Genomic DNA, 14,665 nt, shown 5'->3' with positions numbered 1-14,665 from the left:
CGGCACGATGGTCTTCGCCGAGGGCGTGCGCCGCTGCGGCGCCAACGTGACGCGCGCCTGCGTGATCGCGCAGCTCGACAAGCTGCACGACTACAAGGTCGGCGGCCTGAGCGGCCCGGTCTCCTTCGACAACCCGAAGGGCCAGGCCGTGATGCCGATCAAGCTGTTCCAGACCGATCCGCAGAGCGGCACCGTGAAGTCGCTGACCGACTTCGTCGCCTACTGAGCCTTCATCCGATGCCGACTGCAGCCTCTTCTTCCGCCAGCACCGAGCGCTACCGTTCGGCCTTTCGTCCCGGCCTGTTCGACGGCCGCACGGTGGTCGTCACCGGTGGCGGCAGCGGGCTCGGCCGCTGCACCGCGCACGAGCTCGCGAGCCTCGGCGCGCACCTCGCGCTGGTCGGGCGGCAGTCGGGCAAGCTCGAGGCGGTGGCGGCCGAGATCGCCGCCATCTACCCCGAGCGCGCAGGCGACGTCACGACGCATGTCTGCGACATCCGCGACGAGGCGGCGGTCCAGGCGACGGTGGCCGAGGTCATTGCGGCGCACGGCCGGCTCGACGGGCTCTTCAATTGCGCCGGCGGGCAGTTTCCGGCCCGGCTGCGCGACATCTCGCTCAAGGGCTGGGATGCGGTGGTGCGCAACAACCTGCACGGCACCTTCCTGTTCTCGCGCGAATGCTTCGTGCAGTGGATGGAGGCGAACGGCGGCAGCATCGTCAACATGCTGGCCGACATCTGGGGCGGGCTGCCKGGCATGGGCCATTCGGGCGCGGCGCGCGGCGGCGTGTTCACGCTGACCGAGACCGCGGCCTGCGAGTGGGGGCATGCCGGCGTGCGGGTCAACGCGGTGGCGCCGGGCTGGATCGCCTCGGCCGGCATCGACACCTACGACGAGGACTACCGCAACGTGCTGCGCGGGCTCCGCAACAAGGTGCCGCTGCAGCGCTTCGGCACCGAGGCCGAACTGTCCTCGGCCGTCGTCTATCTGCTGTCGGAGGCCGCGGGCTTCATCAGCGGCGCCGTGATCCGCGTCGATGGCKGCGTGCCGACGGCACGGCCGACCTGGAAGCTGGAACCGGCGGCGCGCAGCTTCGCCTACGACGGCTTCCCGCAGTACCAGCCGCCGGCCACCTTCGACGACCTGCCGGGCGGGCACAAGGAAACCTCGTGAGCATGAGCACGAATCCGACGCCGGCACAGGTCAGGGTCGAACGGCAAGGCGCCGCCTGCCGCATCACCATCGACCGTGCCGAGGCGCACAACACGATGACCGACACGGTGATGGTCGCGCTGACCGAGGCGCTGCGCCAGGCCGAGGCGATGGAAGGCGTGCGCGCCATCGTGCTCACCGGCGCCGGCGACAAGACCTTCTGTGCCGGCGGCCAGCTCAAGCCGACTGCCGACGGCTCGCCGTTCGCGCTGGAGCCCGGCCGCTTCGACAATCCGGTGGCCGAGCTGTTCCGTGCGCTCGATCGCTGCAACCTGCCGATCATCGCGCGCGTCAATGGCGGCGCCTTCGGCGGCGGGCTGGGCCTGGTCTGCGCCTGCGACTTCGCGATCGCCGCCGAGGGCGCGATGTTCGGCACCACCGAGGCCCGCGTCGGCGTATTCCCGATGATGATCCTGCCGCTGCTGATGCGCGTGATCCCGCGCCGGCGGCTGCTCGAGATGTGCTTTCTCGCGCATCGCTTTCCGGCCGGCGATGCCGAGCGCTTCGACATCGTGAACCGCGTGGTGCCGGCCGCGGAGCTCGATGCCGCGGTCGACGAACTGGTGGCCAAGCTCGCGGCCAATTCGCCGGTCGCGCTGCGCATCGGCCGCCGCGCCATCGGCGCGGTCACCGACCTGTCGTTCAACGACGCCTTGAATCTCGCGCAGGCCATCCTGCCCGTGCTGTCGCAGAGCGAGGACACGCGCGAGGGCATGAAGGCCTTCGCCGAACGCCGCGCGCCGGAGTGGCCCGGACGATGAACACCTTGCCTGAACGCCGAACCCGCCCGCTGCGCATCGGCTGCGCCAGCGGCTTCTGGGGCGACTCCGAGAGCGGTGCCTCGCAGCTCGTGCGGCTTGGCGAGATCGACTACCTGGTCTTCGACTTCCTGGCCGAGATCACGATGTCGCTGCTGGCCCGTGCCAAGGCCAAGTCGGCCGACGCCGGCTATGCGCCGGATTTCGTGCGGGTGGTGGCGGCGCTTGCGCCCGAGCTGAAGGCGCGCGGCATCCGCGTGGTGTCGAACGCCGGCGGCGTCGATCCGGCCGCCTGCCGGCTGGCGCTGCAAAAGGAACTCGAAGCCCAGGGGATCGCGTTGCGGATCGCGGTGGTGGAGGGCGACGACCTGTCCGGCCAGGCCGATGCGCTGCGCGCGGCCGGCACGCGCGAGATGTTCAGCGGCGCACCGATGCCGGCCGAGCTGCTCAGCATCAATGCCTACCTTGGCGCGCAGCCGATCGTCGCCGCGCTGGCGGCCGGGGCCGACATCGTGATCACCGGCCGTGTGGTCGACAGCGCGGTCACGCTGGCGCCGCTGGTGCATGAATTCGGCTGGGGCTGGCAGGACTGGGACCGGCTCGCGACCGGCAGCCTGGCCGGCCATCTGATCGAATGCGGCGCCCAGGCCACCGGCGGCCTCTTCACCGACTGGGAGCGGGTGCCCGGCTGGGACGACATGGGCTTCCCGATCGTCGAATGCCCGGCCGACGGCCGGAGCTTCGTGCTGACCAAGCCGCCCGGCACGGGCGGGCTGGTGATTCCCGCCACCGCGGCCGAGCAGATCGTCTACGAGATCGGCGACCCGCGCGCCTACCTGCTGCCCGACGTGTGCTGCGACTTCTCCGAGGTGCGGCTCGAACAGGACGGGCCCGATCGCGTGCGCGTCAGCGGCGCGCAAGGCCGGCCGGCGCCGCTCAGCTACAAGGCCAGCGCCACCCATGCCGACGGCTGGCGCCTGCTGGGCACGCTGATGATCGGCGGGCCGGAAGCGGCACGCAAGGCGCAGCGCGTGGGCGAGGCGATCCTGGCGCGCTGCCGGCGGCTGCTGGCCGAGCGCGGACTGGCCGATTTCGGCGAAGCCCACATCGAGGTGCTGGGTGCGGAGAGCACCTACGGCCCGCATGCGCGCACGCGGCACAGCCGCGAGGTGGTGCTGAAGCTGGCCGCGCGGCATGCATCGCGCGCCGCGCTCGAACTGCTGGCGCGCGAAATCGCGCCGTCGGCGACTGCCATGGCACAAGGCATCACGGGCTTCGCCGCGGGCCGGCCGTCGCCTTCGCCGGTGGTGCGGCTGTTCTCGCTGCAGGTGGACCGTGCGGCGGTGCCGGCGCGCGTTTCGATCGACGGGCAGGCGCTGCCGTTCGACGAACTGCAGGTCGGCCAGCCGATCGCCGCGCTCGATGGCGCGCAAGAGCAGCCGGCCGCCGCGTCGGCGGCCGACACCGTGCGCGTCCCGTTGATCCGCATCGCCCATGCGCGCAGCGGCGACAAGGGCGACATGGCCAACATCGGCGTGATCGCACGCTCGCCCGAAGCCTATGCATGGCTGCTGCGCGCGCTCGACGCCGACACCGTCGCGGCCTACTTCGCGCACGTGGCCAAGGGCCGCGTCAGGCGCTACCCGCTGCCCGGCTTTCACGCGCTGAACTTCACGCTCGAGAACGCGCTCGGCGGCGGCGGCATCGCCTCGCTGCGCTACGACCCGCAGGGCAAGGCGCTGGCGCAGATGCTGCTCGACCTGGAACTCGACGTGCCGGCCGACTTGGTACAAAGCCTTTCATGAAAACCACTGCCACAAAGTCCAAAGCACCTGCCAGAAAAGGCAGCTCGAACGCGGCCGGTTCGCCCGGCGCAATCCCGGGCGAAGCCCTTGCACCCATCGCCGCCGGCAAGCAGACGCCACGCCGGCTGCGCCGCGCGGCCGAGATCCTGGCTGCGGCGCGCGAAGTGTTCCTCGAGAAGAGCTTCGAGCGTTCCTCGGTGGCCGAGATCGCGGCCCGCGTCGGCGTCGTCGAAGGGCTGGTCTACACCTATTTCCCGACCAAACGCGACCTGCTCAACGAGGTGCTGCGCGGCATGTACGAGCCGCTGATCCAGGACATCGCCGATGGCTTCGCGCGTATCCACGGCTTCCGCAGCCGGCTGCGTTTCCTGGTCTGGCGGCACCTGCGCGTGTACGTCGAGGAGCCCGGGCTCTCGCGCATCGTGCTGCACGAGGTGCGCACCAGCCCGGACTACTTCCAGTCGGTGCTGCACGACCTGCAAGTGCGCTACACCGCCTTCCTGGTGCGCACCGTGCGCGAGGCGGTGGAGGAGGGCGAACTGCCCGCCGACACCGACGTCGAGCTGATCCGCAGCATGCTCTACGGGGGCATCGAGCACCGCATGTGGTCGCAGCTGTACGGCCGCGGCAGCATCGACATCGAAGCCACCGCGGACCGCTGCACGGCCATGCTGCTGGGCGGCATGCTGATGGCGCGCGAAGCCGCGCTCGACGCCGGGCCCGGCACCACCACTGCGGCGCCGCGCTCGGGCGGCGACATCGAGGCCCGTCTCGCGCGGCTCGAACGGATCGTGGCCGGCGGCGTGCTGCCGCCGGCTCCCGCAGCCCCTGCAGCAAAGCGACGCAAAGACCTCCCATGACGCCGATCCGAAAGCTCTTCATCGCCAACCGCGCCGAGATCGCGCTGCGCATCGTGCGCACGGCCAGCCGTCTCGGCATCGAGACCGTGGTGCCCTGGCACCGGCAGGACCGCGCCGGCCCCGCGCTGCTCGCCGCCACCGGGTCGGTGGAAGTCTTCGGCGAGCCGCCGGTCGCGGCCTGGCTCGATGCCCAGGCCATGATCCGCGCCGCGCGCCAGAGCGGCTGCGACGCCATCCATCCGGGCTACGGCTTCCTGTCGGAGAACGCGGCCTTCGCGCAGGCCGTGGCGGATGCCGGGCTGGTCTTCGTCGGTCCACCCGCGGGCGTGATCGAGCTGATGGGCGACAAGATCAGCGCGCGCCGCTTCGCGGTGCAGCACGACGTGCCGGTCACGCCCTCGGCCGACGAGGCCGACGACCCTGCGAGCTTTGCCGAGCGCGCGCGCGGCATCGGCTTTCCGCTCCTGATCAAGGGCGCCGCGGGCGGTGGCGGCAAGGGCATGCAGATCGTGCGGCGCGAGCAGGAGCTGGCCGCCGCCATCGACATCGCGCGCGCCGAGAGCCAGCGCTATTTCGGCGACGGCCGCCTGTTCGCCGAGCGCTTCGTCGAGCGGCCGCGCCACATCGAGGTGCAGGTCTTCGGCGACAGCCACGGCCACGTGATCCATCTGGGCGAGCGCGAGTGCTCGATCCAGCGCCGCTTCCAGAAGTTGATCGAGGAGTCGCCGGCGCCCGGGCTGCCGGCGGCGCTGCGCGAGCGCATCTGCGCCGCGGCCGTGCGCCTGGCATCGGCGGCAGGCTACGTCAACGCGGGCACGGTCGAATGCATCGTCTCGCCCGAGGGCGAGTTCTTCTTCCTCGAGATGAACACGCGGCTGCAGGTGGAGCATCCGGTGACCGAGATGGTCACCGGCCTGGATCTCGTCGAGCTGCAGCTGCGCGTGGCGCAGGGCGAGGCGCTGGGCATCGCGCAGGCGCAGGTGACCAGCGCCGGCCACGCCATCGAATGCCGCATCCTGGCGGAAGACGCGGACGCCGGCTTCGTGCCGGACACCGGCCGCGTGCTGCTGCTGCACGCGCCGCAGGGGCCGGGCGTGCGCTTCGACGTCGGCGTCACCGAAGGCGCGCCCGTGACCGCCGATTTCGACTCGATGCTCGCCAAGCTCGTGGTGCACGGCGCCGACCGCCGCCTCGCGATCTCCCGCATGCGCACGGCGCTGGCCGAGACCACGATGCTGGGCGTCACGATCAACAACGACTTCCTGGCGCGGGTGCTGCGGCATCCGGCCTTCGCGCAGGGCGAGACCGACACCGGCTTCCTCGAACGGCATCGCGAGGCGCTGGCACCGGCCGCGCTGACCGATGGCGAGCGCCACGCGCTGCTGGCAGTCGCCGCATCAGCGGCGCCCGACCGCGCCGCCCGCACCGTCCCCGAGCCCTACGCCTCGATGGGTGCCTGGCGCAACTGATCTTCACTAGGCCTCATTCATGACCACCTTCCTGTTCAGCCATGCGCCCGCGGTGCGGCACCGCGTCCACGCCCACGCCGAAGCGGTGCAAGTCGACGATGTCCGGCTCGCGGTGCGCGCCGCCGGCGGCGGCAGCTTCGTCACCACGGTCGACGGCCGCAGCGAGCGCCTGAATGCCGTCGCGCACGGCGACTCGGTCTACGTGCAGCTCAAGGGACGGGCCTGGCGCATGGACCGCGTCGACCCCGCCCGCTCGAGCAACGGTGCCGCGGCCGGCGTTGCGGGCGCCTCGCTGGCACCGATGCCGGGCGTCGTCGTCTCGCTGCAGGCCACGCTCGGACAGGCGGTGCGCCAAGGCGATGCGCTGCTGGTGATCGAGAGCATGAAGCTGCAGATGACCATCGGCGCCGCGGCCGACGGCGTGGTGGCCGAACTGCCGCTGGCGGTCGGCCAGACCTTCCAGCGCGGCGCGGTGCTGGTGCGCACGGAGGAACCATCGCAATGAGCCGCATCCAGAGCCAGATCGACACCGGCAGCGCGAGCTTCCGGCAGAACCACGCGGCGATGGCCGAACGCGTCGATGCGCTGCGCCGCAAGCTGCACAGCGCGCGCTACGAGCGACCGGAACGCGACATCGAGCGCCTGCACCGGCAGAAGAAGCTGACCGTGCGCGAGCGGCTCGATCTGCTGCTCGACCCGGGCACGCCGTTCCTGGAGATCGGCGCACTCGCCGCCAACCGCTCGTACGAGGGCGAGGTGCATGGTGCAGGGCAGGTCTCGGGCATCGGCATCGTCCAGGGCCGCGAGGTGATGATCCATGCGGACGATCCGAGCATCAAGGGCGGCGCCTGGTATCCGCTGTCGATCAAGAAGATCGTCCGCACGCTCGACATCGCGATCGAGAACCGGCTGCCGGTGATCCACCTCTGCGACAGCGCGGGCGGCTTCCTGCCGCTGCAGTCGGAGCTGTTCCCCGACCGCCATGCGGCCGGCCGCATCTTCCGCAACCAGTGCACGCTGTCGAAGATGGGCGTGCCGCAGATCGCCGTGGTGCTCGGCCACTGCACCGCGGGCGGCGCCTACATCCCGGCGCTGTGCGACTACAGCGTGATCGTGCGCGGCAACGGCGGCGTGTTCCTCGGCGGCCCGCCGCTGGTCAAGGCGGCGACCGGCGAGGTGGTCACGGCCGAGGCGCTGGGCGGCGCGCAGATGCACACCACGGTCTCGGGCACCTGCGACTACGCGGCCGACGACGAGCCGCATGCGCTGTCGATCGCGCGCGACATCCTGGCCCAGACCACGCCCGGCCGCAAGCAGGCGATCGACCGCATCGAGGCCGAGCCGCCGCACTACGATCCGCAGGAGCTCTACGGGATCATCCCGACCGACTGGAAGACCGGCTTCGACATGCGCGAGGTGATCGCGCGCATCGTCGACGGCAGCCAGTTCCACGAGTACCAGCCGGACTACGGCACCACCATGGTCTGCGGCTATGCGCGCATCTGGGGCTGCAAGGTCGGCATCCTGGCCAACAACGGCGTGCTTTTCAACGACAGCTCGCTCAAGGCCGCGCACTTCATGCGGCTGTGCGACCGCGACCGCACGCCGCTGGTCTTCCTGCAGAACATCACGGGCTACATGGTCGGTCGCGAGTACGAGGAGCGCGGCATCACCAAGGACGGMGCCAAGATGATCATGACGCAGGTCGGCTGCACGGTGCCCAAGTTCACCGTGATCGTCGGCGGCTCGTTCGGCGCCGGCAACTACGGCATGTGCGGGCGCGCCTTCGACGGCCGCTTCCTCTGGATGTGGCCGCAGTCGCAGATCGCGGTGATGGGCGCCGAGCAGGCAGCCAACACGCTGGCCGATGTGAAGGTGCGCCAGCTGCAGCGCAACGGCCATGCGCTGTCGGACGAGGAGATCGCGGCGATCCGCGACCCGGTGCTCAAGAGCTTCGAGGCCGAGAGCGATGCCTACCACTCGACCTCCGAGCTGTGGGACGACGGCATCCTCGATCCGGTCGACACGCGCAATGCGCTCGGCATGGCGATCGCGGCCTCGCTGAACGCGCCGTTCAGCGACGACGTGGGCTACGGCGTGCTCAGGCTCTGAGCCGCCGCGCGGCGAAGAAGGAGACGACGGAACATGATCGCGATCGACGACAACAGCACCATCGGCGACACCTTCTCAAGGGCCGCGGACATGTATGCGGACAAGGTCTTCCTGGCCGTGCCCGCCAACCCGGCGCGCGCCTACGCGGCCGAAGGTGTCGAGATCAGCTACCGCGCCGCGGCGCAGGCCGTGCAGGCGTTGACGCGAACCTATGCCGCCGCGGGCTACGGCGTCGGCCACCGCATCGGCCTGCTGCTGGAGAACCGGCCCGAGCACCTGCTGCACAAGCTCGCGATGAACGCGCTGGGCGTGTGCTGCGTCCCGCTCAATCCCGACCATCGGGCGGGCGAGCTGGCCTTCGTGATCGACCATGCGAAGGTCGAGCTGGTGGTCGTCGTCGCGGCGCTCGACGCGCTGCTGCAGGCCGCGCTGGCCGAGGCCGCGCAGCGGCCGGGCGTGGTGCGCCTCGATGCCTTCGAGCAAGGCCTGCCGCGCGCGGCGCGAGCCGCCGCATCCACCACGCCCGATGGCCAGACCCCGGCCAGCGTGMTCTACACCAGCGGCACCACGGGCCGGCCCAAGGGCTGCGTGCTGTCGCACCGCAGCGAGCTCGCGTTCGGCGCCTGGTACGCGACGCGCGGCGGCCTGGCCGGCTTCGGCGAGGGCTGCGAGCGGATCTACAACCCGCTGCCGCTGTTCCACGTGAACGCGTCGATCTTCTCCTTCTACTGCGCGATGCTCAAGGGCAACTGCCAGGTGCAGACCGACCGCTTCCATGTCTCGCGCTGGTGGACCGAGGTGCGCGAATCGCGCGCGACGGTCGTGCACTACCTGGGCGTGGTGGTGCCGATGCTGCTGGGCCAGCCGGCGAGCCCGCTGGACCGCGAGCACGCCGTGCGTTTCGCCATCGGCGCCGGCGTCGAGCCGCAGCGGCATGCGAGCTTCGAGCAGCGCTTCGGCTTCCCGCTGATCGAGATCTGGGGCATGACCGAGATCGCGCGCGCGCTGATCGACAACCAGGCGCCGCGCCGGGTCGGCACACGGGCCTTCGGCCGCGCGCAGCCCGGGCTCGAGGTCCGGGTGGTCGACGATGCCGACATCGACGTGGCCGACGGCACCGACGGCGAGATGCTGATCCGCCATTCGGCCGCGACGCCGCGCAAGGACTTCTTCAGCGGCTACCTCGACGATCCGAAAGCCACCGAGGCGGCGTGGCGTGGCGGCTGGTTCCATACCGGCGACATCGTCCGGCGTGCGCCCGACGGCATGCTGCACTTCGTCGACCGGCGCAAGAACATCATCCGGCGCTCGGGCGAGAACATCGCCGCGGCCGAGGTCGAGGCGCTGCTGCAGACGCATCCGTGGGTCGACCAGGTGGCGGTGCTGGCATTGCCGGACGACGTCCGGGAGGAGGAGGTGCTCGCCTGCGTCGTGCTGCGCCCGGAGGCCGGCGCGGATGTCGATGCCGCGGTGCGCGCGCTGTTCGATCTCTGCCACGCGAAGCTGGCCTACTACAAGGCGCCGGGATGGGTCTGGGTGACCGACCGCATCCCGACCACCGCCACGCAGAAGATCCAGAAGCACCAGATCTTCCCGCCGGGCATCGATCCGCGCGGCCTGGCCGGCATGCGCGACCTGCGGGCCCTGAAGAAGCGCGGCGCCACCCCCGGCCCGAGTCCGGCGCTGGCCGGGACACCGACATGAGCGCGCAGGCACCGATCGACTTCTGGTTCGACTTCGTGTCGCCCTATGGCTACCTGATGTCGGAGAAGATCGATGCGCTGGCCGCGCGGCACGGGCGCAGCGTCCGCTGGCGGCCGGTGCTGCTGTTCGCGGTGTTGCGGGCGCTCGATCTGCCGGCGCCGCTGGCCAGCGAGACCAAGCGCGCCTACATGTGGCGCGACTTCGAACGCTCGGCGCGCTTTCTCGGTGTGCCCTTCCGTTTGCCCGATGGTTTCCCGGCGATCGCGCCGCATGCTGCGCGCGCATTCCATCTTCTCGACCGCAGCGAACCCGCGGCCGCCATGCGTTTCGCCCGGGTGGCCATGCGCGGCTACTTCCGCGACGGGGCGGCACTCGACGACGCCGGCCAGGTGGCGCGCTGGGCCTGCGAGGCAGCGCCTGCCCTCGGTGATGCGAAGGGTTTCGAGCACCGGCTCGGAGGCACGGAAGCGAGGGAGCTGCTTCGCCAGGAGGTCGAAGAGGCCGTGCGCCAGCGTGTCTTCGGCTCGCCCTTCATCGTGATCGATGGCGAAGCCTTCTTCGGCGTCGATCGCTTGCCGCAGATCGACGCCTGGCTGGACGGCCGCCTGTTGCCGGCCCCCCACGCACGAGGAGCCTGATCGCATGTCCGATCCCGTACTGATCCATGTCGAAGGCGCCGTCGGCGTCATGCGCTTCAACCGCGGCCAGTCGCTGAACACCCTGGACCTGCCGATGTTGCTCGCCATGGAGGCGGCCTTGACGGCGCTGGAGGCCGACGATGCGGTGCGCGCCATCGTTGTCACCGGGGCCGACGACCGGGCCTTCGTCGCCGGCGGCGACATCAAGGACTTGAACAGCCGGCGTGGGCTGGCGCACTACCAGGCGTTCGGCGCCGTGGTGCAACGCGTGTTCCGCCGCTTCGAGAGCTGCCCGAAGCCGACGCTCGCGGCCGTCAACGGATGGGCGCTCGGCGGGGGCATGGAGCTGATGCTGTGCATCGACATCCGCCTGATCGGCGAGGGCGTGCGCATCGGCTTGCCGGAGATCAAGCTCGGCCTGTTCCCGGGCGGCGGCGGCTCGCAGCGCCTGATGCGCCAGCTGCCCCTGTGCCAGGCCAAGCTGCTGATGTTCGCGGGCGACCCGATCGAGGCGCGCGAGGCGCTGGCGCTGGGACTGGTCAACGCGGTGGTGGCGCCCGAGCGGCTGCAGGCCGAGACGATGGCGCTGGCCCGGCGCATTGCCGAGCAATCCCCCGTGGCCTTGCGCCTGCTCAAGAAGTCGATGCTGCACGGGGCCGACATGCCGATCGACGCGGCGCTCGAATACGAGCGCGCCATGATCAGCCTGGTGTTCGACAGCGACGATGCGCACGAGGGCTGCGAAGCCTTCATCGGCAAGCGCAAGCCGGTCTTCAACGGGTCCTAGCCGCCCTCAGGCGCGCGCCGCCGCCGCCAGGCTGCCCGGCCCCCGATCCCCGTTCGCGGGGTCGAAGCGCACGCCGCGCAGGTGGAGCGCCAGCGCGGCGTCCATGGTCTGCACGTGCTTGCTGTGCCAGTCGCGCAGCTGCCACACCATCTGCCGGACCTGGAGCAGGCGGCCCTCGTCGGCCTGCACGATGCCTTCGCGCATCACCTCCAGCACCACCCGGTGCTGCAGCATGTGGTCCTTGCGCTGTGAAAAACCGGTGGACTGCATCCAGAGATCCTCGCGGGCGAAGTTCTCGGCGGTGCAGGCGACCACCTCGCGCCAGGCCGCCGGCAGTTGCGCGTCGTCGGCGGCGTCGGCGATCGCCAGCCGCGCGACGAAGGCCTCGCGGGCCCGGTCCATGAAAGGCAAGTCGAGCGACAGTGCGCCGGACCGATCCGAGGCTGACATGTGTTTTCTCCTGGATAGAAAGACACAAGGCTAGCCCTCCCGCGCGAGGGATTCATTGACCTGCGACAAGCATCGCGGCAGGTCGCGGATGAAGGCTTAGGGCCTGTTCACGCTACTTCCGGGTCGCGAAGGTATGCCAGGACGGGCCAATCAAGGCGCGCGACGGCGCCCAGGCGTTCCACCCGAAGGCCCTTGCTCGAAGGCACATGGCTGAAATCGGTGCGGCAGCGCTGCTCGGCGAAGAGGCGCGAGAGCATGGAGCGCGAGACGCCGGAGCGTTGTGTGAGCTCCAGGGGCGAGATGCCTGCGGCCTGGCGCAGGCGATTGATCTGGGTTCCGACGAGCGCGGCGGCTTCGCTGCGGGCCGGCTTGGCCTTGGGAGTCGGCAGGTAGAGCGCAGTTCCGCGAGCGGATCGCATCGCATTGATTGCGAAGCTGCTCCTCAGAGAGCGGAGTGGCGATACGGGCCCGTTAGGGTCATTCGGCGCCTTCGCACGCGCACGTTGGTGCGATGCGAAAAGCCGCGCGCAATTGGACCTCGGGCGGACGGAACCGGCGACGAGGCAACGGTTAGGGTCAGCGACGCGGGCGTGCCTTCTTGCGCGCGCGTTCAGTTCGCGGGAACGGTCAACACTGGGGCCTGCTGCGCGGGGCCCGTCTCGGCCAGCGACATCAGCAGCAGCATGAAGCTGAAGATGGCCTTGGATCTGATGTCGCGGTTGTCGACCCAGAACCAGCGGCCCTGGTAACGCACCGACACGAAGGGCTCCGCTGGTGTTTCGTTGCCGGCCCGGATCCTGACCAGCGGCTGGTCGCGTGGGTGGCCGTTCGTTGCGGCCGCGGGGACGTTGCTGCTGCGGCCCTCGGCGATGTCTTGCGCCGGCACCTCGACCGAGCCAGAGATCTCGGTCAGGATCTCGAGGATCGAGCGTGAGAGGATCGCCACCTCGCGATTGTCGCGAGGAAGATCACCGAAAGTCAGCCTGAGCTCCTGTGCTCCGGGATCGATGGCGAGTGTTTCACGCAGGAGGCGGATGTCGTCGACCACCGCTCGTGGCAGCCTGTGAGCGCTGAAGGTGATCAGCGCGGTCTCGTCGGCTCCGCGGCGCTCGAGCCTGAAACCTATCGCCTCGGACACCTGCACGCGTCGCAGTGCGTCGAGGGCCTGGTAGAACTCCGGGTCAGCTTCGCGGATGCCGAGGGCGCGGTTGCTGCGGTTGTATACGCCGTTGATCGCGCGGGTCGTCAACTGGAACACCAGGTCGATCGGGAAGCCGGCCTGTACGAGCTGGAACAGCGCGGTCGGCTGGATCGGCCGCAACAGGCTGCGCGTGAACTTCTCGCCCAGCAACGGCGCATAGCTGATCGTGGGCTTGTCGATGTAGAGCGCACCCGCGCCGAGCGTGAGGCCCTTGCCGGTTCCGTCCGGCACGCCCGGTGTCAGACCCGAGGAGAACACGCTGCTCAAGCTTACCTGGCTCTGTACCTGGTACGAGGCGATCACCGAAGAGACATCGAGGAACATCGGTGTGTCGCCATAGCGCAGCTTGACGATGTTGAGCAGCATCTGCTCCTTCCACGAACTGGCCAAGGCCTCCGAGTACACGAGGCGATCGCGATTCACCGAGCCCGCACCGATGCTCGCGCACGCCGACAGCAGCACCAACAGCGCCACCATCGGCAGCACGAGCGCAAGACGATGCAGTCGATTCGGCATGAATCCTGTCTCCCGTGAGGTGCCACCCGMCGAGCGCCGCGCGCCGGGCTGCGTCCAGCCCGCCCCCCGCCAGGGTCAAGGAAGCACCTACAAGCTGCGCAGCTACCCAGCCGCGAAGGCCGAGATCGCGCAGCTTGCGACCGTCCAGCACGATGTCAGCACCGCAAGCGCCAAGCCCTTCTGCCACCGGAAACTCATGATGGCACGAATGACCTTTCACGGGAACCTCAGGACGTTGCAACCCGGCACGCGAGTCCTGCGGCTTCACATCCCTCTCTCCCAGACAACTGAGATCGCGCTGGGCGATGTTCTAGACGGGCACCGGCCCTTGGCGCCGATTCGCAACATGCGGGTCAGCTGTTCACACGCGATTTCGTCCTGATCGCTCGGTGCCATGCGCGACCCAGGTCAAAGGTGCAGTCGAGCCACTGTTCTCAGCTGGACACCAGCACCAGCGCCCCGCCGCGCACACCCTCATCCCCCCTGTTCGCCGGCTCGAACCGCGCCCCCCGCAGATGCAGCGCCAGCGCCGCATCCATCGACTGCACGTGCTTGTGATACCAGTCGCGGAACTGCCAGGCCATCTGCCGGACCTGCAGAAGCTGGCCCTCATGGGCCTGCACGACGCCTTCGCGCATGACCTCCAGCACCACCCGGTGCTGCAATGTGTGGTCCTTGCGGCAGGAGAAGCGGGTGGCGTGCATCCACTCGTCCTCGCGCGCGAAGCTCTCGGCCGCCAGGTCGACCACCCGCTGCCAGGCGGCCGGCAGCTCGGCATCGCCGGCTTCGTCGACGCGCTTCAACAGGACCGTGAACTGCTCGTGCGCCCGGTCCATGAAGGGCAATTCGAGCGAAAGCGAGGCTGCCATGTCAGATCTCCGCATTGAAAGACACAAGGCTAGCCCTGCCGCGCGCGGGGTTCATTGACCTGCGACAAGCATCGCGGCAGGCCGCGAGCAAAGGCCTAGCTGCGCAAGGTGAAGACGATGGAGAGGTACGACACCGGCTGCGTGCCGAGGTCCTCGATGCCGTGCAGCGCGGTGGCATCGAAGAGCAGCGAATCACCGACGCGGAGTTTCACGCGCCTCGGGCCATAGCGATAGGTCACGGCGCCCGATAGAAGATATAGAAATTTCAGGCCCGGATGCTGAAA

At 69.8% G+C, this 14,665-nt stretch carries 16 protein-coding genes; 11 read left to right on the top strand and 5 right to left on the bottom strand.

What is annotated here, in order from left to right:
• The 11 genes from AC1D2K_RS14965 to AC1D2K_RS14915 all read left to right on the top strand — a co-directional run.
• The coding region (locus AC1D2K_RS14965) for an ABC transporter substrate-binding protein (RefSeq protein ID WP_478089618.1) at positions 1–226 on the top strand (226 nt) is incomplete at its 5' end.
• An 11-nt stretch (positions 227–237) separates the two neighbouring features.
• Positions 238–1,173 carry an SDR family oxidoreductase gene (locus AC1D2K_RS14960; protein ID WP_478089617.1) on the top strand — a complete coding sequence of 312 codons (936 nt, stop codon included), beginning with the start codon at positions 238–240 and terminating at the stop codon, positions 1,171–1,173.
• 2 nt (positions 1,174–1,175) lie between these two features.
• Positions 1,176–1,973: an enoyl-CoA hydratase-related protein gene (locus tag AC1D2K_RS14955; protein ID WP_478089619.1), complete on the top strand. Its 798-nt coding sequence runs from the start codon at positions 1,176–1,178 to the stop codon at positions 1,971–1,973.
• A complete protein-coding gene (locus AC1D2K_RS14950; protein WP_478089616.1) occupies positions 1,970–3,775 on the top strand; it encodes an acyclic terpene utilization AtuA family protein in 1,806 nt (601 codons plus the stop codon). The genes AC1D2K_RS14955 and AC1D2K_RS14950 overlap by 4 nt, the downstream gene beginning before the upstream one ends.
• Positions 3,772–4,635, top strand: a complete 864-nt coding sequence (locus AC1D2K_RS14945; RefSeq protein ID WP_478089615.1) for a TetR/AcrR family transcriptional regulator — start codon at positions 3,772–3,774, stop codon at positions 4,633–4,635. Before AC1D2K_RS14950 ends, AC1D2K_RS14945 begins: the two co-directional genes overlap by 4 nt.
• Complete coding sequence (locus AC1D2K_RS14940) at positions 4,632–6,104, top strand: acetyl-CoA carboxylase biotin carboxylase subunit (protein WP_478089614.1); 1,473 nt, start codon at positions 4,632–4,634, stop codon at positions 6,102–6,104. Before AC1D2K_RS14945 ends, AC1D2K_RS14940 begins: the two co-directional genes overlap by 4 nt.
• A 19-nt stretch (positions 6,105–6,123) precedes the next feature.
• Positions 6,124–6,609, top strand: a complete 486-nt coding sequence (locus tag AC1D2K_RS14935) for an acyl-CoA carboxylase biotin carboxyl carrier protein subunit (RefSeq protein WP_478089613.1) — start codon at positions 6,124–6,126, stop codon at positions 6,607–6,609.
• Positions 6,606–8,216, top strand: coding sequence for an acyl-CoA carboxylase subunit beta (locus AC1D2K_RS14930; RefSeq protein WP_478089612.1), 1,611 nt, complete (start codon positions 6,606–6,608; stop codon positions 8,214–8,216). The genes AC1D2K_RS14935 and AC1D2K_RS14930 overlap by 4 nt, the downstream gene beginning before the upstream one ends.
• Positions 8,217–8,249: 33 nt before the next feature.
• A complete protein-coding gene (locus AC1D2K_RS14925) occupies positions 8,250–9,920 on the top strand; it encodes an AMP-binding protein (RefSeq protein ID WP_478089611.1) in 1,671 nt (556 codons plus the stop codon).
• Positions 9,917–10,558 (top strand): DsbA family protein, encoded by a 642-nt coding sequence (locus AC1D2K_RS14920; protein WP_478089610.1) that lies wholly within the window; start codon positions 9,917–9,919, stop codon positions 10,556–10,558. The genes AC1D2K_RS14925 and AC1D2K_RS14920 overlap by 4 nt, the downstream gene beginning before the upstream one ends.
• Before the next feature lie 4 nt (positions 10,559–10,562).
• A complete protein-coding gene (locus AC1D2K_RS14915) occupies positions 10,563–11,345 on the top strand; it encodes an enoyl-CoA hydratase/isomerase family protein (protein ID WP_478089609.1) in 783 nt (260 codons plus the stop codon).
• 6 nt (positions 11,346–11,351) lie between these two features.
• Here the strand turns inward: AC1D2K_RS14915 and AC1D2K_RS14910 are convergent, their stop codons facing one another.
• The 5 genes from AC1D2K_RS14910 to AC1D2K_RS14890 form a co-directional block, all read right to left on the bottom strand.
• Entirely contained in the window at positions 11,352–11,795 is a 444-nt protein-coding gene (locus AC1D2K_RS14910) for a bacteriohemerythrin (RefSeq protein ID WP_478089608.1), read from the bottom strand.
• A 107-nt stretch (positions 11,796–11,902) separates the two neighbouring features.
• Entirely contained in the window at positions 11,903–12,214 is a 312-nt protein-coding gene (locus AC1D2K_RS14905; protein ID WP_478089607.1) for a helix-turn-helix domain-containing protein, read from the bottom strand.
• A gap of 191 nt (positions 12,215–12,405) precedes the next feature.
• Entirely contained in the window at positions 12,406–13,512 is a 1,107-nt protein-coding gene (locus tag AC1D2K_RS14900) for a hypothetical protein (RefSeq protein ID WP_478089606.1), read from the bottom strand.
• Positions 13,513–13,946: 434 nt separating this feature from the next.
• Positions 13,947–14,381 (bottom strand): bacteriohemerythrin, encoded by a 435-nt coding sequence (locus AC1D2K_RS14895; protein ID WP_478089605.1) that lies wholly within the window; start codon positions 14,379–14,381, stop codon positions 13,947–13,949.
• 95 nt (positions 14,382–14,476) lie between these two features.
• Positions 14,477–14,665, bottom strand: a 189-nt coding sequence (locus AC1D2K_RS14890) for a cupin domain-containing protein (protein WP_478089604.1), incomplete at its 5' end; no start/stop codon positions are given.

The organism is Variovorax sp. P1_H12_2 (assembly GCF_056405335.1).
The sequence above is the reverse complement of the archived record's forward strand: the minus strand, read 5'-3'. Positions and strand labels throughout refer to the sequence as shown.